This window comes from Rikenella microfusus DSM 15922, assembly GCF_000427365.1.
Taxonomy (GTDB): Bacteria; Bacteroidota; Bacteroidia; order Bacteroidales; family Rikenellaceae; genus Rikenella; species Rikenella microfusus.
Genome location: NZ_KE386488.1, coordinates 2508369 through 2529970, shown reverse-complemented (window position 1 = coordinate 2529970; position 21602 = coordinate 2508369). Strand labels below are relative to the sequence as shown.

The window sequence follows — 21602 nt, the reverse complement described above, 5'->3', positions numbered from 1 at the left end:
CCCGGGAAATGCCTAACTTCGGCCTATGAACATTTTACAGATCGTACCGAACAAAGGCTGGGGCGGCGGCGAAAAATACGTATGGGAACTCTCCCGGAGCCTCTCCGAAGCCGGACACGCGGTTAGCGTCGTGATTCCTCCGTGCGATATTCTGGCGAAGAAATTCGCCGGAATGGATACGGCTACGCTGCGTTTCCGGGGACCTTACGACCTGGGAGCCATCCGTCGGCTGGCCCGGTTAGTCCGGAAAAACGGTATCGATGTCATCCATACCCATATCTTCAAACACGCCTCGGCCGCGTTACTGGCCCGGAAACTGTACGGCCTGAATGTCAGAGTAGTGATGACCCGCCATTTGTGCAGGCCGGCGAAGACAGGCCTGCACTATCCGTGGCTGTACAGCCACGTCGATCGGCTGGTTTTCGTATCGGAACAGGCGAAAAAGGTTTTCCTTTCGTCCGCGCCGAAAATCCCGGCAGACCGGATAACGGTCATCCCCAACAGCGTACGCCTCCCCGACGATACCGCAGGCGGGACAAATGTGCGCGAAAGCGTCGGGCCGGATCGGTTTGTCATCGGGTTCGCCGGAACGATCATGCCGGCCAAAGGCGTCGAATTCATCCTCGATCTGGCCGAAAACCTGCGGGACACCTCGCCCGAAATCGTATTCGCCATAGCCGGGAATCCCCCGGAGGGAAAGGAAGATTATCTGGTCTTTCTGAAAAACGAGGCGCTCCGGCGGGGATTGCAAAATTGCGTGAAATTCGTCGGATTCGTCGAAAATACCATCGCTTTTTTCCGGCAAACGGACGCCGTCATCGTACCGACCCTCGTTCCCGAATCGTTCGGGATGGTGGTCGTGGAGGCCATGCTCGCCCGCAAACCGGTGCTGTTCACGGACAATATCCCCGCGGAAGTCATCACCCCGGAAGAAGGGATCCGGATCGATCCGCAAGACATTCCGGAGTGCTGCCGGTCGATCGTCGGTTTGCAGCACGACCCGGCCTTACGGGAATCGTTGGCCGAGCGGGGCTACCGCCGGTGGCAGGAACGTTTCTCTTACGACCTGTTTCTAACCCGAATGCTGGACGTCTATCGAAATCGTTAATCCTTTAATATGAGCGCAACTCCGCTGATCAGCCTGATCATTCCGGCATACAACGTCGCCGATTACCTGCCCCAGTGCCTCGATTCGGCTGTCGGACAAACGTATCCCCATCTGGAAATCATCGTCATCGACGACGGCAGCACGGACGGAACGGCCGAAATCATCGACCGGTATGCCGCGCAGGGCAGACGTATCGCGGCGATCCATCAACCGAATGCCGGTATCATGGCCGTGCGCAAACGGGCGATAGAGGCCGCTGCCGGGGAATATCTATGCTTTCTGGACGGCGACGATTATCTGCCTTCGGAAGCTGTCGAGACGCTCTACCGGGGCATACGGGAGCTGCGCACCGACATCGTCTGCGCGGACGAAATCCGAATCAGCCCGGATTACCGCGCAGAACGGCCAGAACGGTGGACAGGGACGATCGACGGCGACACTTTCATGCGTTACCAGCTGACGAACCGGATGGAAGGTTATCTGCACGCCAAACTGTACCGGCGCAGCCTGTTCGACGGACTCCGCTACCCGGCCGACATATCGCTGGCCGAAGACAAGCTCATGAATATCCAGATTGCGGCCAAAGGGCCGGCCGTGGGACATATCCGCTACACGGCGTACTATTACGTCAAAAGGCAGAGTTCCATCAGCCACCGCACGACTCCCATCGAATACAATATCCGGCTGGCGGATTACGCGGAAACTTATCTCCGGGAAGCGGGATGCGCCGACCGGTTCCGTCCCGAACTGACCCTGATGCGGTTGAAATTCTACTGGCTGTACATTTGCCACAGCTCCAGTCCGAGCATAGCCGGGCATCCCTTCGTCGCAGACCTGTACGAAAAACTGAAAGAGCCGGCGGTACGGGAGCTGGCACGGGCCAACTTCACTGCCGGCGAGCGGGCCGTGATCCGGCTGCACAAACGTCCGGCTACGGCAGGACTGGGCAAACTGCTGACCACCGTACTGCGTATCCGGGCAAGCATCGCCAAACGAACGGGCGGAAAAAAGAAAGAGTAAGTCCTACGGTTTTCCCGTGGATTCGGTATTACGACCTTATCCCATTCTGTCAGTCGCTTGATATTCGATTTTCGGTTCGCTCCCGACGACCGGGAACCGATCGGCACAGGCAAGCTCCGAAAAATCAAACCAATACCAGACCGAGAATAACGAAAAACGCATAAGCGATGCTCGCTAATCCGTTCGTCAGGCCGAACATGGCTCCGATCCGCGACAAATCGTCCGGCCGGACGATCAGGTGCTGGTAAAGCAACAGGCCGAGGAATACCGTCGCACCGATCCAGTACAACGGTCCGTTCCCGAACTGTGCCCCGACAACCGCCACCATGACCACGGTCACGACATGGAGCAACTCGCTGACCCGCAAAGCCCCCCGCACCCCCAATGCCGCCGGAATCGAATGCAGGCGTTCCGACCGGTCGAAACCGGTATCCTGCAACGCATAGATAATATCGAATCCGGATACCCACGTCAGTACCAATACCGACAGCCCAACCGGAGCCGGCGCCAACGTACCCGTCACGGCGATATAGGCCGCGCTCGGCGCGATGGCCAACCCCAACCCCAGAACCAAATGACACAGGGCCGTAAAACGCTTGGTATAGCTATAACCGAGCACGACCAGCAGCACGACGGGAGACAAGGCCAATGTCAGCGGATTGAAAACGGCCGTTACGGCGATGAACGCGACCGAATTCAATACGACGAACCACCGGCCCGCCCTCACGCCGATTTTTCCGGAAGGTATCTCACGCGTTGCCGTCCGGGGATTTTTCGCATCGAAACGGCGATCGACCACCCGGTTGAACCCCATGGCCGCATTGCGCGCGAAGACCATGCACGCCAGTACGGCGACCAGCGTCCACGGGTCGAACCCCGCGGCTTTTACCCCCAGCGTATAACCGATCAGCGCGAAAGGCAACGCAAAAGCGGTATGCGCGAACTTGACCAGTGCGAAGTAATCCTTTATTCCAGCCATCGTAATAACCTAAGAACGGGAAAGATAAGGCCCGAGAATCGCAACCAGTTTGGCGACATCCCGCGACGGGTTGGCAACCACCACATTGGCGCGACCGTAATATGCTTCGCGGACGGCCAACGTATCGACAATATATCGCAAAAGTTCTTCCGGCGATTTGCCCGCCAGGAGCGGGCGGCAAACTTTCGCGGCCGACAGCCTGTCGGCCAGCATGGCCGGGCTGAGTTTGAAGTAAACCGTTACGCCGCTGGCATTCATCAGTTCCATGTTTCCGCCGAAACACGGCGTCCCTCCGCCGGTCGAGACCACGAGGTCTCCGCCATGCGAGACGATATCCTGCAAATACTTGTGTTCCAGCGTCCGGAAGTGCGCTTCGCCCCGAACGGCGAAGATTTCCCCGACTGTACTTCCCTCCCCTTCCTCGATCGCCTTGTCGAGGTCGATGAACCGATAGCCCAAACGGGCTGCGAGCGGCTTACCCAACGTGGTCTTACCGCTGCCCATGAATCCGATCAGAAAAATCAGCATAATTTTCGTTTTACACCGGGTTTCCCGGAGTACTGCATCCGAGAAGATACTTTGCCGCTCACCCAAGCAGCCGCGCAGGAACCCGTCGGGCCGAATCCGGGAATCGCCTGAATCCGAACCACCGGCTGCCTAAAACAGTTCCAATTGATTGCTTCCCGCCTCTTTCGGCTCCGTATCGGCCTCCTCTGCGCCGACCACCGTTCCGGCCGTTTTTTCGTTCCCGGATATCGGAACGTCGTTTTCCGGATCATCCCCTTCCGGCGAAGCCTCCGGAGCCGGATCTTTCCGCAACGGTTCGAGCCACACGACCTCCTCCAGCGTCAGGTTGGACAACCGTTTCCCTTTGGCCCGGTGACTCTTGACCCCGATGAACCCATCGGCATCCACCACCTCCGGCGAACGTCCGTTGTATTTTCCGCCGTACTGCAACTGAATCACCGGATACCGGTCGTCGTTCATGGTTACGAACTCGTTTTCCGGCTCCACGAACTGCTGGGGTTTCTGGTCGCACTGTTCCGCCTGGAAACGTTTGATATAATGCAACCCCTGCTCCTTGTCGATATATACCACCGTGTATATCTTATCCGGATCGTATTTCTCGATGAACAGCAGATTTTCCGGGAAATGCTGCCCCAGATCGTAGTTGCCGGTATAATACTGGGCGTCTTTGGTGAAAACCACCAGCCGGTCGTCGCCCGCAAATTCGCCCAGCAATTCGCCCCGCTCTTCGGTATTGAGCCGGTTGATGTCGTGGTCGAACCAGATATTCTGTCCGCCGAGCGTCGAACTGCCGCGCTCTTTCAGGACGATCTTGTGGAGAGCGTAACGCGAAAACAGGTTGCCCTGCGACTGGCGACCTTTGATAACCAGATCACCGAAATTGAGGTCCGTAATGAGTTTCTTGAGCCTCGGACGGGGTTTGAAATAGATCTTCAGCGTTTCGGCCTCGCCGTTGGGATTCACGCTCATATACAGCACTTCGCTGCCAGGAGTCCCTTTGGTGATATCGTATTCCCGGTCGCGCGTGATTCCCTTGATCGCGCAACGTTTCATCATGATGGCCCCTTTCAGCCCGTCGCGGTACAGCACGTTGTAGATCGTCCGCTCATCGTTGCGCTTGAACACGCCGATATAGAGGATATTCTTGCTGAAAAAGGCCTTTTCGGAAACCTTCGTGATGGTGTATTTCCCCTGTTTGTTGAAGATAATCACGTCGTCGATGTCCGAACAGTCGCACACGAACTCCTCTTTTTTCATCCCCGCGCCGATGCCGTAGAACCCTTCCGCCCGATTGACATACAGTTTGGCATTGGCCACCACCACTTTCGCGGCTTCGATGGTATCGAAACTGCGTATCTCCGTCTTCCGCTCCCGGCCCCTGCCGTGCTTTTTCAGGATGTTCTGATAATAAGCGATCGTATAGTCGTTCAACGTCGCCAGGTGGTGTTCCGTTTCGGCGATTTCGGCCTCGATATTCCGGATCAGCTCGTCGGCCCGGAAAGCGTCGTAACGCGATATGCGCTTGATCTTGATTTCGGTCAGCTTCACGATGTCTTCGCGGGTGACCTCGCGCCGCAGCTGCGACTTGAACGGCGTCAGCTCGCGGTCGATGGTCTCCAGCACCGATTCCCAGGTCGTACACTCTTCGATGGAGTTGTATATCCGGTTCTCGATGAAAATCCGCTCCAGCGAAGAGAGGTGCCACTCCTCGTTCAATTCGCCCAGCCGGATCTCCAGCTCGCGTCGGAGCAAACCTTTGGTATTATCGACCGATCGGCGCAGCATGTCGCTCACCCCGATGAACAGCGGCTTCTTGTCCTCGATCACGCACGCGTTCGGCGAGATCGAGACTTCGCAGTCCGTGAAAGCATACAGGGCATCGATGGTTTTGTCCGGCGAGACGTCGCCCGACAGGTGCACCACGATCTCCACACTGGCCGCCGTATTGTCGTCCACCTTTTTGATCTTGATTTTCCCCTTCTCGTTGGCCTTGAGAATGGAGTCGATCACGGTCGAAGTGCTTTTCCCGTAAGGGATTTCGCTGATGACCAGCGTTTTTTTATCCTGTTTGGCAATTTTGGCCCTCACTTTCACCGCCCCGCCGCGCATCCCGTCGTTGTATTTCGAACAGTCGATCATCCCGCCCGTCGGAAAATCCGGATAGAGCGTGAACGGCTCGCCCCGCAGATAGGCGATCGAGGCTTCCAGTAATTCGATGAAGTTGTGCGGCAATATTTTGGAGGCCAGCCCCACGGCGATCCCCTCGACGCCCTGGGCCAGCAGCAGCGGAAATTTCACCGGCAACGTGACCGGTTCCTGGTTCCGGCCGTCGTAAGAGAGCATCCACTCCGTGGTTTTCGGATTGAAGACCACGTCCAGAGCCAGTTTGGAGAGTCTCGCTTCGATATAACGGGGCGCGGCGGCGCTGTCCCCCGTCAGGATATTTCCCCAGTTCCCCTGCGTGTCGATCAGCAGGTCTTTCTGTCCGAGTTGCACCAGCGCGTCGCCGATCGAAGCGTCGCCGTGCGGGTGGAACTGCATGGTGAAACCGATGATGTTGGCCACCTTGTTGTACCGCCCGTCGTCCATCCGCTTCATGGAGTGCAGGATACGCCGCTGTACCGGTTTCAGCCCGTCGTCCAGGTGCGGCACGGCCCGTTCGAGGATCACGTACGAAGCGTAATCCAGAAACCAGTCCTTGTACATCCCCGTCAGCCGATGGGCGACCGCCGCATCGGTCAATTGCGCGTATTTTCCGTGTTTTTCAGCTGTTACCTCGACCGTTTCTTCAGTCCCGGCATTGCTATTTTCCGTTTCGTCCACTGTACTCATCTGTTACTCTTTCCGTAATCCCGTTCCCCGGTTTCATATCGCCTCGGCCGGCTGTTCGTCCTCTTCCCCGTCCACGGCACGGGCGAGGAGCTGAGCGTTTTCCAGCTCCTCGATCAAATCTTCCTCGATCTTCAGGTTGTCGATGATGAAATCCTGCCGTTCCTGCGTATTTTTACCCATATAGAATTCCAGCAGGTCCGCGATCGGGTCGCCCTTGGTCAGACGCACCTTTTCAAGCCGCATCCCTTCGCCGATGAACTCCTTGAATTCATTGGGAGAAATCTCGCCCAGCCCTTTGAACCGGGTGATTTCCGGATTGGCGCCCAACTGCGCGATGGCCTGCTGTCGCTCGGTTTCCGTATAACAATACCGCGTCTCTTTCTTGTTCCGGACACGGAACAACGGCGTTTGCAGGATATAGAGATGCCCGCCGCGGATGATGTCGGGGAAGAATTGCAGGAAAAAGGTAATCAGCAGCAACCGGATGTGCATGCCGTCCACATCAGCATCGGTGGCGATAATCACCTTGTTGTAGCGCAGGTTGTCCATATCCTCCTCGATGTTCAGCGCGGCCTGCAACAGGTTGAACTCCTCGTTTTCGTACACGATTTTTTTAGTCAGCCCGTAGGTGTTCAGCGGTTTGCCCCGCAAACTGAACACGGCCTGCGTATTGACGTCGCGGCTTTTGGTGATGGAGCCGCTGGCCGAATCGCCCTCGGTGATGAAGATGGCGCTCTCCTCGGCCCGTTCGTCCTTGTCTCCGAGGTGGACACGGCAATCGCGCAGCTTTTTGTTATGCAGCGAAACCTTTTTGGCGAATTCGCGCGCCTTTTTCTGAATCCCGCTGATCGCTTTGCGTTCCTTTTCGGCCTCTTGTATTTTTTTCAGCAGAATATCAGCCGTTTCCGGATTTTTATGCAAGTAATTGTCGAGGTGCTCTTTCAGGAAGTCAATCACGAAATTGCGCACCGTCACCCCGTCGGGCGACATCTCTTTGGAGCCGAGTTTGGTCTTGGTCTGCGATTCGAAGACGGGTTCTTCGACCTTGATACTGATCGCCGCGATGATCGACGTCCGGATATCCGCCGCGTCGAAGTCTTTTTTGTAGAACTCCCTCACGGTCTTGACGACCGCTTCGCGGAAAGCCGCCTGATGCGTGCCGCCCTGCGTGGTGTGCTGGCCGTTCACGAACGAATAGTAACTTTCGTTATAACCGTTGCCGTGCGTCATGGCCACCTCGATATCCTCTCCTTTCAGGTGGATCGGCGGATAGAGGAAGTCGCCCCCTACGCTCTCGGTAAGCAGGTCGAGCAACCCGTGTTTGGATACATACGGCACGCCGTTAAACCGGATCACCAGTCCCGCATTGAGGTAGGTGTAGTTCCGGAGCATGGTTTCGATATATTCGAAATTGTAACGGTATGCCCCGAACACCGCCACGTCGGCCACGAACTGCACCCGGGTGCCGTTTTTCTCGCCGGTCGAATCGGTATGCTCGCCGACCTTCCGCCCGGCCGCGAACTCGATGGTACGCGCCTCGCCGTCCCGGGTACTGGTTATCGTAAAAGTCGAGGAAAGAGCGTTTACCGCCTTAATACCCACGCCGTTCAGACCGACGGATTTTTTGAATGCCTTGGAATCGTATTTGGCTCCGGTATTCATTTTCGAGGCGACCTCCTCCAGCTTGCCCAACGGAATCCCCCGACCGTAGTCGCGGATCGTCACCGTGGTCTCCTCCACATTGATCTCGATCTGCTTGCCGAATCCCATCATGTATTCGTCCAGCGAATTGTCCAGCACCTCCTTGATCAGGATATAGATCCCGTCGTCGGGCTGCGACCCGTCGCCGAGTTTCCCGATATACATCCCCGGACGACGCCGGATATGCTCTTTCCAGTCGAGGGTCTGGATATGTTCCTCCGAATAATTGCTCGCTGCCTCCTGTGCTGCTGTCATCTCGTATCGATTCTCCTACTTTTTGTCCTGATAATGCCGCGGTGCGACGGCCCTGTGCGTATCGCACATCAGCGTATTGAGCGTGTCCCGCAGCTCCCGCGTCGAGGCACGCGAAATTTCGTCGGCGCCGATCGGCGCCAGAATTCTCACCTGGAACGTATGCGGGGCCGCGATACCGCCTTTCCCGAAAGCATCGAACGTCCCGTCGATCACCACCGGCAGGATATCCGCGCCGCTCTGCTGCGCCAGCATCATCGCCCCCTCTTTGAAAGCGTTTACACGCCCGGTTTTGGTCCGTGTCCCTTCCGGGAACATGACCACGCTCACGCCGCGCTTCAGATACGCCTCGCATTTGGCGAGCATCGCCTTCGCGCTGGCCGTACCGCCCCGCTCGATGGCCACGTCGCCGTGCATCCAAAGCACCCAGCCGAAAATGGGAATCTTATATACTTCGCGCTTCGACACCCATTTGAAATCGAACGGCAACACGTACAAGAGCGGAATGTCGAGCATCGCCTGGTGGTTCGAAACCACGACGTAGGGCCGCCCGTAGATCACGTTTTCCAGGCCCGTCACCCGTACTTTCCACCACGGGCAGAGCCGGTATATCATTTTCGACCAGAAACGCGACAAACGGTGGCAGACCGTCCGGTTCCGGTCGAAAAGCACCGTCAGAAGCCACACGGTCGTAAATACCAAGAATATGACGACGGTAAACAAGGCGAGTACCGTCAAATAATAAATAGTTTTTAAACGATTCATAATTAATACATCATATTATACCGGTCTAAAATTCCGCACGAGCGATATTCCCGACCGTCACGGTCAGCTTACGGCCTTTTCCGACCGAACCCGTACCCGGAAGCTGCACCTGGACCGATTCGCCGGGAGCCGCCGACACGCTGACGATCCCTTCCCGGACGACCTTGCTGCCGTTCGTCAAACGATAACTTACGGTAAACTCTTCCAAATCGGTGAATTGCAGACGATTCTCAAATTCATAAATACCTTTCGAAGCGTCTACCTGCGTAATCGCCACATTGGCAAAAAGCGCACGCAGCCGTTCATTCTGCGACATGGCTTCCAGACCAACTTTCCCGCCAGCCGCCGAAGTGCGTTCGTAATCATCCGACAGGATGAACTTGCCGCCGGGGACCGATGCCGACAGCGACATATCGTTCCACCGTTCCAGAAAAGCCCCCTGCAATCCCGGCGTGGTCCACCATACCGGATCGAACGTCGTCCGAGAAGGTACGAGAGGCCGTCCCGAACCGTTTTCGGCCGATTCCGGATAGTCCGGACAATAGACGTCCGTATTCCACTCCTTCGCGGCCCCGTTATAGACCACCGGTCGCGTCCATTCCTTGCTCTTGAGCATCAGGTATCCCTGATACATATTGTACCCGTTGCCGGAACGGTCGCCCAACGACCACATCACCACCGACGGATGGTTCTTGTTCCGCTCGTACATCGCGTCGATCCGGGCCAGATAAGCCTCGCGCCACGCCGGATCGTTGGAGATCGTACCTCCCTTGTTCAGATTCGTTCCGAGACCCCACGCGTCGATATCCGCCACGTCGCAGACGTAGAAACCCAACTCGTCGCACAACTGATAAAAGCTGTACGGCATCGGGTAACCGTCCGTCCGGACGGCGTTCACGCCTGAGAATTTCATCTCGGTCAGCATGCGGCGCATTTGGGCGGTATCCACCACGTTACCCGTCTGCGGCATGTGTTCCGCCAGATTGACTCCTTTGAAAACCACCGGTTCGCCGTTGATCAAAAACCGTTCGCCCTCGGTTTCCACCGTCCGGAAACCTACCCGGCAGGCTACGTATTCGGTAAAGCGCCCCTCGCGTTTGATCCGGTATAGAATCGTGTACAGATTGGGTTGCTCCGCCGTCCATTTCGCCACGTTCGGTATCGACGCCGTGAAGCGGACCGTGTCTTCCACCCTCATCCCGACCTCCACGTCGCGGAAATTGCTGTTCACTAGTTTGCCCTGCGGATCGTACAAATCATAATAGACGGTAACGGGGAACGGGTTCAGCAATTGGGTTTTGAGCAACATGGCCGTCTCCAGCAAACCGTTGGTATAGGTCGGATCGAGCGTGGTCTGCACCAGGTAGTCCCGCATGCGGATTTTCGGCTGGGCGAACAGGAAAACGTCCCGGTTGATGCCCGACAGCCGCCAATCCTGCCAACCTTCCAAATAGCTCGCCTCCGTAAATTGCGGAACGACGACCGCCACCCAGTTGCGTCCCTCGTTCACATATTTGGTCACGTCGAATTCGACCGGATTTTTCGAATCTTTCCGGCTGAAGCCGACCTCCTTGCCGTTCACATAGACTTTTACGCCCGCTTTGGCTGCGCCGATATGCAGGAAATGGGCCTTGTCGAACAGATCGAACGGCACGGTGAACTTGCGTACATATACCGCCACGGGCGTCTTCCCCGGCAGATGCGGCGGACGGACCTGCCGTTCGGTTTCGGCGAAATCATAGACCCTCGAAGCGAACACCGCGGCCCCTTCTCCGCCATGTCCGTCCAGCTCCCATGCGCCCGGCAGCGTCACGGTTTTCCACCCTTCCACCAATTGTTCGAGCGCCTCCGTATTTCCGGCGAGCTGCTCCGGCAGCGCCTCTTCCGACGCGAACAGCCTGAAACTCCACTCGCCGTTCAATCCGACATAATATTGCGAGCTGTCGAAATCGTTCAGGATAGCATCCTGCAAGTTGCGATAACTTACGAAAACCGTGCGCGGCAGTTCCTGTCCCCCGGAAACCGCATAGGGAGCGACATGTTTCTTCGGCCCCGCACAGGCACCGTAAACCGCGGAAAACAATGCGATTGCGACAAAAAATCGTTTCATGGGAAAGTATTTTTCTAAACGACAAATATAACGTTTTTTCGGGATTCGCCCTACTGCGACGGATACTCCGGCGACCCCACGCACAGGGCGGAAGCATTTGGGAAAAAACGTTTATATTTGTTCCGTCATTTAACCATTGGAAAAAACATGAAAGCATACGTTTTCCCGGGACAGGGCGCACAGTTCACCGGCATGGGCAAAGAGTTGTACGACACCGTACCGGCGGCCAAAGAATCATTCGAGAAAGCCAACGAAATCCTCGGATTCCGCATCACGGATATCATGTTCGGCGGAACGGCCGACGAGCTGAAACAGACGAAAGTGACCCAACCGGCGGTCTTCCTCCATTCGGTGATCCTCGCAGGGTCGCTGCCGGATTTCAAACCGGACATGACCGCAGGTCACTCGCTGGGCGAATTCAGCGCATTGGTAGCCGCCGGAGCGCTGAGCTTCGAAGAGGGGTTGAAACTGGTATCGAAACGTGCGCAGGCGATGCAGAAAGCCTGCGAGATGCAGCCTTCGACCATGGCCGCGATCATCGGCCTGCCGGACGAAACGGTCGAAGAGGTCTGCGCTTCGATTCCGGAAGTGGTCGTGGCGGCCAACTACAACTGCCCCGGCCAGCTGGTCATTTCCGGCTCGATCGAAGGGATCGACAAGGCCTGCGAACAGCTGACCGCCAAAGGCGCCAAACGGGCCTTGAAGCTGAGCGTCGGCGGCGCGTTCCATTCGCCCCTGATGGAACCGGCCCGCGTGGAACTCGAAGAGGCGATCCGGGCGGCGCGGTTCGCAACGCCGGTATGCCCCGTGTATCAGAACGTGGACGCCAAGCCGTACACCGATCCGGAAAAGATCAAAGCCAACCTGATCGCCCAATTGACCGCACCGGTGCGTTGGACGCAGACCGTACAGAACATGATCGCCGACGGAGCCGCATCGTTCACAGAACTCGGCCCGGGCAACGTCCTCGCCGGACTGATCAAAAAAGTGAACAGGGAGGCAGCCTGCGAATCCAAAAGCACGCTTTAACACTCACCGCACTTAGGCCGGGGCCGGGTTTCCGTAAATGACGGAAACCCGGCCCCCGTTTTTGAAATCACCTGCAAATGATTACCTTTACGCAGGCAAACTGATCCATGAAAAAGACCCTTTCGATCAATCTGGGAGGCCGCCCGTTCGTCATCGACGAAGACGCCTACGGACTGCTGGACGACTACCTGCGACAAATCGAGCGCCGGCAGGCCGGTAGCGCTGAAACAGCGGATATCGAACGCCGCATGGCCGACCTGTTTGCGGAAACCGGCGCCGCCATCATCGACTCACCGGCAGTACGTAATGCGATAGCCCGTATCGGGACGCCCAACCTGTCCGGCACGCCGGAAAACGAACCGCCGGTCTCGGAGTGCCGGCCCAAACGTCTGTATCGCAGCCGTACGGACCGGGTAATCGGAGGAGTATGCGGCGGGCTGGCCGAATATTTCGGGATAGACAGTACGGTTTTCCGGCTGCTCTTCCTGATCCTGCTGTTTTTCGGCGGCGGGTTTCTCCTTTATGCCATTTTCTGGATCATTATGCCGCAGCGGCCCGTATCCTTTACGTACCGCCGGGACGGGACGGCATAACGGAACTCCCGCGCCCGGACGATACCGGCCGCCGACAACAACGACTTACCGATTCTGCGCACCGAACCATGAAAAGGTTTCTTTCGCTCGACGTTTTCCGAGGCATGACCATATTGATGATGATCGTCCTGAACAACCAGGCCGGCGGTTCGGTTTTCGCCCCGCTGGTGCACAGCAGTTGGGACGGCGTCACATTTGCCGACATGATTTTCCCGTTTTTCCTGTTCATCATGGGAGCGGCCATGTGGTTTTCCACCCACAGGCACGATTACGGCATCCGCGGCACCCTGTCCAAATCGAGACGGACGGGACGCATTTTCCGACGCACCCTGATCCTGTTCGCAGTCGGGCTGATACTGAACTGGATACCTTTCGACGACTATTTCGCTTTCGTGCGCATACCGGGCGTACTGCAACGCATCGCGCTGGCCTACTTTTTCGCGGCCATGCTGACCCTGTACCTGCCCCGCGTGCGCGCGATCGTCCTGAGTATCGCCGTATCGCTGGCCGGTTACTGGTTCCTGCTGGACGCTCTGGGGACGGACATCGTGGGACGGGTAGACACCGCCCTGCTCGGTCCGTCCCACCTGCTGACCCCGTCGTTCGACCCGGAAGGCATCCTGAGCACCATTCCGGCCATCGCCAGCGTGTTGATCGGCTATCTGGCCGGAAACGCTATGGACAAGCCTAACAGCGCGAGCGGAGGAATCGGCACGCTGATGGTCGTCGGGGTACTGCTCGCCGGAGCGGGAATCCTGTTCGGCCTGGTCTCGCCGATGAACAAACAACTCTGGACTCCGAGCTACGTGCTTTTCACTTCCGGCGCGGCCATGGTCGTATGGAGCGTGCTTTCGTTCGTCATCGAATACATGCAGGCCCGGAAATGGTGCGAATTTTTCACGATCGCCGGTACCAACTCGCTGTTCATATACAGCCTGTCGATGGTACTGGCCAAAATGTTCGCCCTGTGGGGAGTCACGCAGGCGGTGTACGATTTCTACCGGAGCTACCACGTCCCCGACGCAGTGGCCTCGCTCATGTGGTCGCTGACTATGGCGCTCGTCTGCTGGCTCATCACATGGCCGCTCTACCGGATGCGCGTCTTCATCTCCGCATAACCAATCGCCTTTTATGAAAACCATACCTTCCTGCACGCTTTTGCTGACGACGGCGCTGACAGCCGGCGCCGCCGAACGGGAACAGCGGCCGAATATCGTCTTTTTCCTGGTGGACGACATGGGGTGGCAAGACACCTCCCTGCCCTTCTGGAAAGACACGACCGACCTGAACCGGAAATACCGTACACCCAACATGGAACGCCTGGCGGCGCTGGGCACGAAATTTACGGACGCCTATGCCTGTCCGGTAAGTTCACCCTCACGCATCAGCCTGATTACCGGAACCAACGTGGCCCGACACCAGGTGTCGAACTGGACGCTGCACAAGGACCAGGCGACCGACGCCCCCAGCGACTCGCTGACGTTCGGACGGTGGAATTACAACGGAATGTCTCCCGTACCGGGCATCGGGAACGCTTTTTACGCCACCCCGCTGGCGCAGGTTTTCAAGGACAACGGCTATACGACCCTGTTTGTGGGAAAGGCCCATTTCGGGGCACTCGGGACTCCGGCGGAAGACCCGCTGACGCTGGGGTTCGACCGGAATATCGCCGGACATGCGGCCGGAGCGATGGGCAGCTATCTGGGCGAAGAGAACTACGGGAACCACCCGGCAGGAAGTTATACGCCGCCGTGGGGAGTGCCGATGCTGGAGAAATACCACGGCACGGATACTTTCCTGACTGAAGCGCTGACACGCGAAACCGCGAAGCTGATCGACAGTTCGGCCGCGGCGGGAAAGCCATTTTTCCTGTATATGAGCCATTATGCGGTACATGCCCCCTATAAGGCGGACAAACGGTTCGTACAACGGTACCGCGACCGGGGCCTGTCGGAAACCGAGGCGGAATATGCGGCCATCGTGGAGGGCATGGACAAAAGCCTGGGCGACCTGATGGATCTGGTCGCAGAAAAAGGGATCGCGGACAACACGATCTTCGTTTTCATGTCGGATAACGGCGGATACAGCGTCGGAGTAAGGCCGAACGACGCCAACGTTCCGCTGCGCGGCGGAAAAGGCGCCTGTTACGAAGGCGGTATCCGGGAACCGATGATCGTCTATTGGCCGGGCGTGACCGAAGGCGGAACGGTCAATGCCACGCCGGTCATCATCGAAGACTTCTACCCCACCCTGCTGGCGATGGCGGGAATCCGCGATTACGAAACGGTACAGCCTATCGACGGGCAGGATTTCACCCCGGCCCTGCTCCGGAAAGGGGGAGCGAAAATGCTATGGCCCGACCGGCCGCTCTATTTCCACTACCCGAACAACTGGGGCGAGCGTACGCGGGACGTCGGCCTGCCGTCGAGCGCCGTGCGGATGGGCGACTGGAAACTGGTGCATTTTTACGAAGACGAGCACAACGAACTTTATAACCTGAAAGAAGATATTTCGGAACGACACGACCTGTTGCAGGAAGCCTCGCCGAAATACAAGAAAATCGAAGCGAAACTGGCGAAAAAACTGAGCGACCACCTGCGGCAGAACGGGGCCAATATGCCGGTCCGCAAATCGACCGGACAACGGGCGGCCTATCCGGATGAAATATTATAAGAGTCAGGAAGTATATACATAATATATACTTGCCATTAAATCGAGGGGGCGATTGTCCGATGGACAACCGCCCCCTATTCGTTCGAAAGTATTCGAACAGCCTACATGCGATTCCACGCTGTACCATCTTCGACCCGCATTTCCTCCAGAGGCCCCGTACCGCTTCGTTCAACGATACGCAGAACGGTCGAAACCGGAAGCTAAAGATTCTTCAACGTGTCGAGCAGGAAATCGTAGAATTTCGCCACCGACGCGATATCGACCTTCTCGTCCGGCGAATGCGGGAACCGCATGGTCGGGCCGATCGAGATCATATCCAACTGCGGATATTTCGCCCCGATAATACCGCACTCCAACCCCGCATGGATCGCTTTCACTTCCGGAGTCTTGCCGAACAGCCTTTCATACCCCTCCTTCATGACATGCAGGATTTTGGAATCGGGATTCGGCGCCCAGCCGTCGTAGTCGCCCTGCGCTTCGATACGGCCGCCGGCCAGCGTCACCACCGAATCGATCATGGCCACCACCTGTTTCTTTCCGTAATTGACCATGCAACGTACCATAAAGAGCAACTGCGCCTTGCCGCAAGCCATCTCGATGCGGGACAGGTTCGTGGAGGTCTCGACCAGACCCGGCACCGTATCGCTCATCCGCATGATACCGTTCGGCATGGCCGTCAGCGCAGCGATAAAACGCGACCGGAAATCGCGCGAAGCCACGATCGCCGGCACATCGATCCGTTTCACGCCGAACCGGATACCGTCTTCCACGTGCGACAATTCCCGGCGGATCGTCTTTTCGAACGCTGCGGCCGCCTGTTCGAAAGCGGCGGCTTGATCCTCTGGTACGGCCACTACCGCTTTCGCCTCGCGCGGAATGGCATTGCGTAACCCGCCCGCATCGATGGTCGAAACCGACGCGCAGGGATTCTCGCGCAGGAAACGGGCCAGCAGTTTGTTGGCATTGCCGCGTTGCAGGATGATTTCCAACCCGGAATGCCCCCCCTTCAATCCGGAAAGAGACACCTCGTAACCGACGCAATCGTCCGGCGCGGCCTCCTCCTTATATTCGAAATGGGCCGTTACATTGACCGCTCCGGCGCACCCCACGTACAATTCGCCTTCGTCTTCCGAGTCGAGATTGATCAGGATGCTGCCCTTGAGCATATCGGTACCCAGTTGGTTGGCTCCGGTCAGTCCCGTCTCCTCGTCCACCGTAAAGAGGCATTCCAGAGCCGGGTGCGGAATATCTTTCCCTTCGAGGATCGCCAGCATCGCGCTGACGCCCATCCCGTCGTCGGCTCCGAGCGTCGTCCCGCGGGCTTTGACCCACTCGCCGTCCACGTAGGGCTGGATCGGATCGGTTTCGAAATTGAATTTCAGGTCGCTGTTCTTTTGGGGCACCATATCCATATGCGCCTGCAAAACGACCGTCGGATGTCCTTCGTAGCCCGCCGCGGCCGGTTTGCACACGACTACGTTGCCGACCGTATCCTGCCGGTACTCCAGACCGTGCTCCTCGGCAAAACCGATCACATACTGCCGGATCTTTTCCTCGTGTTTCGAAGGGTGCGGAATCGAACAGACTTTGGCGAACTGCTTCCACAGAGCCTTAGGCTCCAATTCGGTAATCTCTTTCATGGGTATATCAGAATTTTACAGTGATTCGTTCTCCGGGCCGGATTCGAAACGCCCGTATGTTTTCACGATACGACAGAATTAACTTTTGCGGCGATTGCCCGGAAGCCTCGATCGTCGCCTCCGCCAGCTTGCCGTCCTTCCACTCCATACCGACCGTATAACCGCCCCGCGCCCGCAGCCCCTGCACTTCGCCGTTCGGCCAGGCCACGGGCAACGCCGGCAGCAGATCGATCACCGGGACTTGCATCGTGCCCCGGTGCGACTGGAGAAGCATTTCCGCCACGCCGGACACATACCCCATGTTACCGTCCATTTGGAACGGCGGGTGCGCGCACAACAGATTGGAATACGCTCCGCCTCCGGTCGCCATTTTCGTTGCGGAACCGGCCGGCCTCAAAACCCTGCGACTCATCTTGTAGGCATGGTCTCCGTCCAGCAGCCGCGCCCAAAAATTGATCTTCCAGGCCAGCGACCAGCCCGTTCCGTCGTCGCCCCGGTAAACCAGCGTTTTCCGGGCGGCTTCGGCCAGCTTCGGATCGTTCAGCGGCGAAATCTGCCGCCCCGGATGCAGGGCGAACAGGTGGGAGACATGGCGGTGGTTGTCCTGCGGATCGTCCAGGTCTTCTTTCCACTCCTGCAACTGGCCGTACTTCCCGATCTTCAGCGGCGAAAGCCGTTCCCGCGCCGTCCGGACGCTGTCGATGAACGCCCGGTCGGTATCGGGCAGGATCAGGTCGGCTTCCAGGATATTGGTAAACAAATCCCAGGCTACCTCCTGATCCATCATCGCTCCGGCCGAAATATCCCCGTGTTCCGGCGAATAGGATGGAGAGCTGACCAACGTGCCGTCGCGCGGATCGAGGGTCAGGTAATCGAACCAGAAATGCGCCAGCTCTTTCATCACCGGATATGCCACCGTCCGCAAGTAAGCCGAATCGGGATAAAACGCGTACTGTTCCCACAGGTGCTGCGCCAGCCACGAAGCCGCATTGGGCGCGTAGCCCCAGTTGAATTCCCAGCCCGGAGCCGTGAATCCCAACGGGTTATTCATCGTATGCACGCTCCACCCGCGGGCGTTGAAATATTCCCGCGCCGTTTTACGCCCCGGTTCACGCAGCGACAGGATATACTCCACAAGCGGCGCATTGACCTCCGGCATGCCCGTCAGCGGCGCGGGCCAGTAGATCATCTGCTGGTTGATATTCATATGATAGTCGCAGGCCCACGGCGGATTGACGGAGTGGTTCCACTTGCCCTGCAAATTGGCGGGCATCGTCCCCGGACGCGAACTGGAGATCAGCAGGTAACGCCCCCACTGGAAAAACAGGGCCTCCAGCGCCGGATCGTAAGCCCCTTGGGCATACTGCCGCTGCCGTTCCGGCGTCGTCAGCTCCGCTTGCCCGTTCGTCCCCAGGTCCAGCGACACGCGGTCGAACACGGACCGGTAGTCCCGCACATGTTCCGCCTTCAGCGAATCGTAAGGAACTCTATCGATCGCCGCCAGAACCTTTTCGTTCAACGCTTCGGGATTGCCGCCCCGGTAAGTCGGGTAACTATTCCGGTATTCCGTCCCCGTCGAGAGATACACCTCTATATAACGCGCCCCCTCTACCCTGAGCGCAGGAGCCGACTTCGGCGCAGAGACGAATTTCCCGTCCGTGCGTACCGTCACCACCGCCTGGAAGCCCAGTTTATTCCCCGTCAAACGCCCGGTCAGCTCCAATCTATCTTTTCCCACGCGCCGGATCGAAACATCCCGGTGCGGCGTGGTCAGCAACACTTCGTACCCCGCCCCGCCGTCCGCGGTATTGTCATATTTCGCCGCCACGATCCGTTTCGGGTACGATGCCCAATATTCCGTCCGGTAATCGGCCCCGCCCCGGCGATAAGCGACGTTCCCGACCGCCTGGCCTATATCCAGCGTCCGGACATAATCCGAAACCGTGTCCGTATCCGCGCCGGAAAGCAACGTCCGGACGATGATGTTCCCGAAAGTCTGCTGCGCGCCGTAGTCGCCGAATTCGGGATCTCCCGGCCGGACGCCGCTCCGGTCGATCTTTCCGGTCAGTTCGCGGTTCGCCAGCGCATACGCTTCGGCCACCCGCCCCGAATCGAGCAACGCCCGCACCGGAGCCAGGTATTTCCAGGCATCGGCCCTGTTGCCGCCCTCATTCGTCGTCGTTCCCGTCGCCGGGCCACCCTCCCAAAGGCTCTCCTCCGTAAACTGGATCGTATCCGCCATCGGCGTCCCATAGAACATCGCCCCGATATAGCCGTTCCCGATCGGAAGAGCCTCCGTCATCCAGTCCCCCGCCGGCGTATCGTACGTCAGCTTCACCGGTGCGGCCGCACCGGCAGAAACGGCAGTTGCCGCTGCCGTCGCCGCGGCAACCAGCATCAAATTCCTTTTTTTCATCCATTTATCAATATTGTACATCTGTCAGGAACAAACCGTGCGCCGGAGCCTGTGCGCTCGCCTCGGACCGCGACTCGCTTTCGATCACGGCGCAAAACTGCGCCGGGGTCATCTTGCCCCGCCCCACGTCCACCAGCGTGCCGACCACCGCCCGCACCATTCCCCTGAGGAACCGGTCGGCGGCGATGGTGAAAACCAAACGCCGGTCGTCGGCCTGCCAGTTGGCTCCGAAGATCGTACAGCGGTTGGTCCTGTTGTCCGAATGCAGTTTCGCGAACGACGTGAAATCTTCGTACCGCATCAGCGACACGGCCGCCGTCTGCATGGCATCCAAGTCGAGCGGCTGCGTGATCTGCCAAGCCGTTCCCGTCGCGAACGGGTCCTTCACCGTGGTTATATAATATTTGTATTCCCTGCGCCGCGCGTCGAACCGGGCGTGTTTCGCATCAGGCACGGCATAGACATTCCGGATCGCGATGTCCTTCGGCAGCACGCAATTCAAATGGTAAACGAACCGGGGATCGAGCACCCGCTCCGCAGCGACAGTCGTGTCGAAATGGGCCACGGCGAACGCCGCATGCACCCCCGCATCGGTACGCCCGGCCCCCACGATCTCGTGCGGAGCGCCGAGCAGGGCGGATATTCCCTTCTCTACCGCCTCCTGTACCGAAGGCGCGTCCGGCTGCCGCTGCCACCCGTTGTAACCCGCTCCGTTATAGGCCAATTCGATGAAATACCTTGCCATACGCAAACCGAATCTGTGGTGAATGGAAAGTGCAAGGTAGCCAAAATTCGGCAAATATGTCCGCCGCCCCTGCCGGAAACATGCCGAACTGACGGAATATTTGTAAAATCGCGGAAAATACTTACCTTTGCACGCCCCATAAAGTATGGGAATGGGTCACAACAAACACAGTATTAACCAACAAACACGAGTAAAGTGGAGTCATTAAGCTACAAAACGATCTCTGTCAACGCCGGGACCGCCAATAAAGAGTGGTACCTGATCGACGCGACAGACGCAGTGCTGGGGCGGCTCGCTTCGCAGGTGGCGAAAATCCTGCGCGGCAAGAACAAACCCAGCTACACTCCCCATGTCGATTGCGGCGACAACGTCATCATCATCAACGCCGACAAGGTGAGACTCACGGGGAACAAGATGACCGGCAAGGTCTACACGCGCCATACCGGCTACCCCGGCGGACAGCGGTTCGCCACTCCGGCCGACTACCTGGCCAAGAAGCCGACTTTCGTCATCGAAAAAGCAGTCAAAGGGATGTTGCCCAAGAACCGCCTGGGCGCGGCCATCCTCGGCAACCTGAAAGTCTATGCCGGCGCCGAGCACCCGCATACGGCACAAAGCCCCAAAACCATCAAATTAAACGAAATCAAATAATGAGTCAAGAAGTTGTAAACGCCGTAGGCCGCAGAAAATCAGCCGTTGCACGCGTGTACCTCACCGCAGGCGGGAGCGGCAATATCACGATCAACGACCGTCCGCTCGAAAACTACTTCCCGCTGGAGATCTTCCAATATATCGTCAAACAACCGCTGGCGGTGACCAACCTCACCGAAGGCGTCGATATCAAGATCAACCTCACCGGCGGCGGGATCAAAGGACAGGCTGAAGCTGCACGCCTCGGGATTTCGCGCTGCCTGATCGAAATGGATGCGGAACTCCGCCCCGAACTGAAAAAGAACGGTTTCCTTACCCGCGACGCCCGCGTCGTGGAACGCAAGAAACCGGGCCGTCCGGGCGCACGCAAACGCTTCCAGTTCAGCAAACGTTAATCCCGGCGAACCCTACGCGCAGCATAATCATCGCACGGTTTATGTTACCGGCTCCTCTGTAAGCCCAAACGAACGCAGACTACCCATACAGTACTACCGCTTCGTTGCATAAACCGCGGGAAACCCGGGCGGACTGCCACTCCTTGCGCGAGGCAAGCGAGGCAC

At 57.9% G+C, this 21602-nt stretch carries 17 protein-coding genes; 8 read left to right on the top strand and 9 right to left on the bottom strand.

Features of this window, described 5'->3' with window-relative positions; translation table 11 throughout:
• The first annotated feature begins 25 nt into the window (after positions 1-25).
• Both RIKMI_RS0111575 and RIKMI_RS14440 read left to right on the top strand, forming a co-directional pair.
• A complete protein-coding gene (locus RIKMI_RS0111575) occupies positions 26-1108 on the top strand; it encodes a glycosyltransferase family 4 protein (RefSeq protein WP_027291746.1) in 1083 nt (360 codons plus the stop codon).
• 9 nt (positions 1109-1117) lie between these two features.
• Positions 1118-2128 carry a glycosyltransferase family 2 protein gene (locus RIKMI_RS14440; protein WP_051214528.1) on the top strand — a complete coding sequence of 337 codons (1011 nt, stop codon included), beginning with the start codon at positions 1118-1120 and terminating at the stop codon, positions 2126-2128.
• A gap of 124 nt (positions 2129-2252) precedes the next feature.
• Here the strand turns inward: RIKMI_RS14440 and RIKMI_RS0111565 are convergent, their stop codons facing one another.
• The 6 genes from RIKMI_RS0111565 to RIKMI_RS0111540 all read right to left on the bottom strand — a co-directional run bounded on the left by RIKMI_RS0111565 (position 2253) and on the right by RIKMI_RS0111540 (position 11295).
• The gene (locus RIKMI_RS0111565; protein WP_027291745.1) at positions 2253-3107 is read right to left on the bottom strand and encodes a UbiA-like polyprenyltransferase; all 855 of its coding nucleotides are present in this window, start codon (positions 3105-3107) and stop codon (positions 2253-2255) included.
• A 9-nt stretch (positions 3108-3116) separates the two neighbouring features.
• Positions 3117-3635: a shikimate kinase gene (locus RIKMI_RS0111560; protein WP_084135287.1), complete on the bottom strand. Its 519-nt coding sequence runs from the start codon at positions 3633-3635 to the stop codon at positions 3117-3119.
• 129 nt (positions 3636-3764) lie between these two features.
• Positions 3765-6467, bottom strand: coding sequence for a DNA gyrase/topoisomerase IV subunit A (locus tag RIKMI_RS14055; protein ID WP_051214527.1), 2703 nt, complete (start codon positions 6465-6467; stop codon positions 3765-3767).
• 33 nt (positions 6468-6500) lie between these two features.
• Positions 6501-8423: a DNA topoisomerase IV subunit B gene (locus RIKMI_RS14050; RefSeq protein WP_084135286.1), complete on the bottom strand. Its 1923-nt coding sequence runs from the start codon at positions 8421-8423 to the stop codon at positions 6501-6503.
• 15 nt (positions 8424-8438) lie between these two features.
• On the bottom strand, positions 8439-9185 hold the full coding sequence (locus RIKMI_RS0111545; RefSeq protein ID WP_037291948.1) for a lysophospholipid acyltransferase family protein: 747 nt from the start codon (positions 9183-9185) through the stop codon (positions 8439-8441).
• 25 nt (positions 9186-9210) lie between these two features.
• The gene (locus RIKMI_RS0111540; RefSeq protein WP_037291946.1) at positions 9211-11295 is read right to left on the bottom strand and encodes a glycoside hydrolase family 2 protein; all 2085 of its coding nucleotides are present in this window, start codon (positions 11293-11295) and stop codon (positions 9211-9213) included.
• A 147-nt stretch (positions 11296-11442) separates the two neighbouring features.
• Between RIKMI_RS0111540 and fabD the strand changes: the two genes are divergently transcribed.
• The 4 genes from fabD (at position 11443) to RIKMI_RS0111520 (ending at position 15590) form a co-directional block, all read left to right on the top strand.
• The gene (gene fabD, locus RIKMI_RS0111535) at positions 11443-12324 is read left to right on the top strand and encodes an ACP S-malonyltransferase (protein WP_027291741.1); all 882 of its coding nucleotides are present in this window, start codon (positions 11443-11445) and stop codon (positions 12322-12324) included.
• 107 nt (positions 12325-12431) lie between these two features.
• Positions 12432-12917, top strand: a complete 486-nt coding sequence (locus RIKMI_RS0111530; RefSeq protein WP_027291740.1) for a PspC domain-containing protein — start codon at positions 12432-12434, stop codon at positions 12915-12917.
• 68 nt (positions 12918-12985) lie between these two features.
• A complete protein-coding gene (locus RIKMI_RS0111525) occupies positions 12986-14035 on the top strand; it encodes an acyltransferase family protein (RefSeq protein ID WP_027291739.1) in 1050 nt (349 codons plus the stop codon).
• A gap of 13 nt (positions 14036-14048) precedes the next feature.
• Positions 14049-15590, top strand: coding sequence for a sulfatase (locus tag RIKMI_RS0111520; RefSeq protein ID WP_027291738.1), 1542 nt, complete (start codon positions 14049-14051; stop codon positions 15588-15590).
• Between the two features lie 200 nt (positions 15591-15790).
• Here RIKMI_RS0111520 and RIKMI_RS0111515 read toward each other — a convergent pair whose 3' ends face one another.
• From RIKMI_RS0111515 to truA, 3 genes are read right to left on the bottom strand one after another with little or no spacing between them, the layout of a single operon-like run.
• Positions 15791-17230, bottom strand: coding sequence for an aminoacyl-histidine dipeptidase (locus RIKMI_RS0111515; RefSeq protein WP_027291737.1), 1440 nt, complete (start codon positions 17228-17230; stop codon positions 15791-15793).
• 7 nt (positions 17231-17237) lie between these two features.
• Positions 17238-19646: a glycoside hydrolase family 95 protein gene (locus RIKMI_RS14045; RefSeq protein ID WP_051214526.1), complete on the bottom strand. Its 2409-nt coding sequence runs from the start codon at positions 19644-19646 to the stop codon at positions 17238-17240.
• A gap of 7 nt (positions 19647-19653) precedes the next feature.
• A complete protein-coding gene (gene truA / locus RIKMI_RS0111505; protein WP_027291736.1) occupies positions 19654-20391 on the bottom strand; it encodes a tRNA pseudouridine(38-40) synthase TruA in 738 nt (245 codons plus the stop codon).
• 195 nt (positions 20392-20586) lie between these two features.
• Between truA and rplM the strand changes: the two genes are divergently transcribed.
• A complete protein-coding gene (rplM, locus tag RIKMI_RS0111500) occupies positions 20587-21042 on the top strand; it encodes a 50S ribosomal protein L13 (protein WP_027291735.1) in 456 nt (151 codons plus the stop codon).
• On the top strand, positions 21042-21437 hold the full coding sequence (gene rpsI / locus RIKMI_RS0111495) for a 30S ribosomal protein S9 (protein WP_027291734.1): 396 nt from the start codon (positions 21042-21044) through the stop codon (positions 21435-21437). The genes rplM and rpsI overlap by 1 nt, the downstream gene beginning before the upstream one ends.
• Positions 21438-21602: the final 165 nt, after the last annotated feature.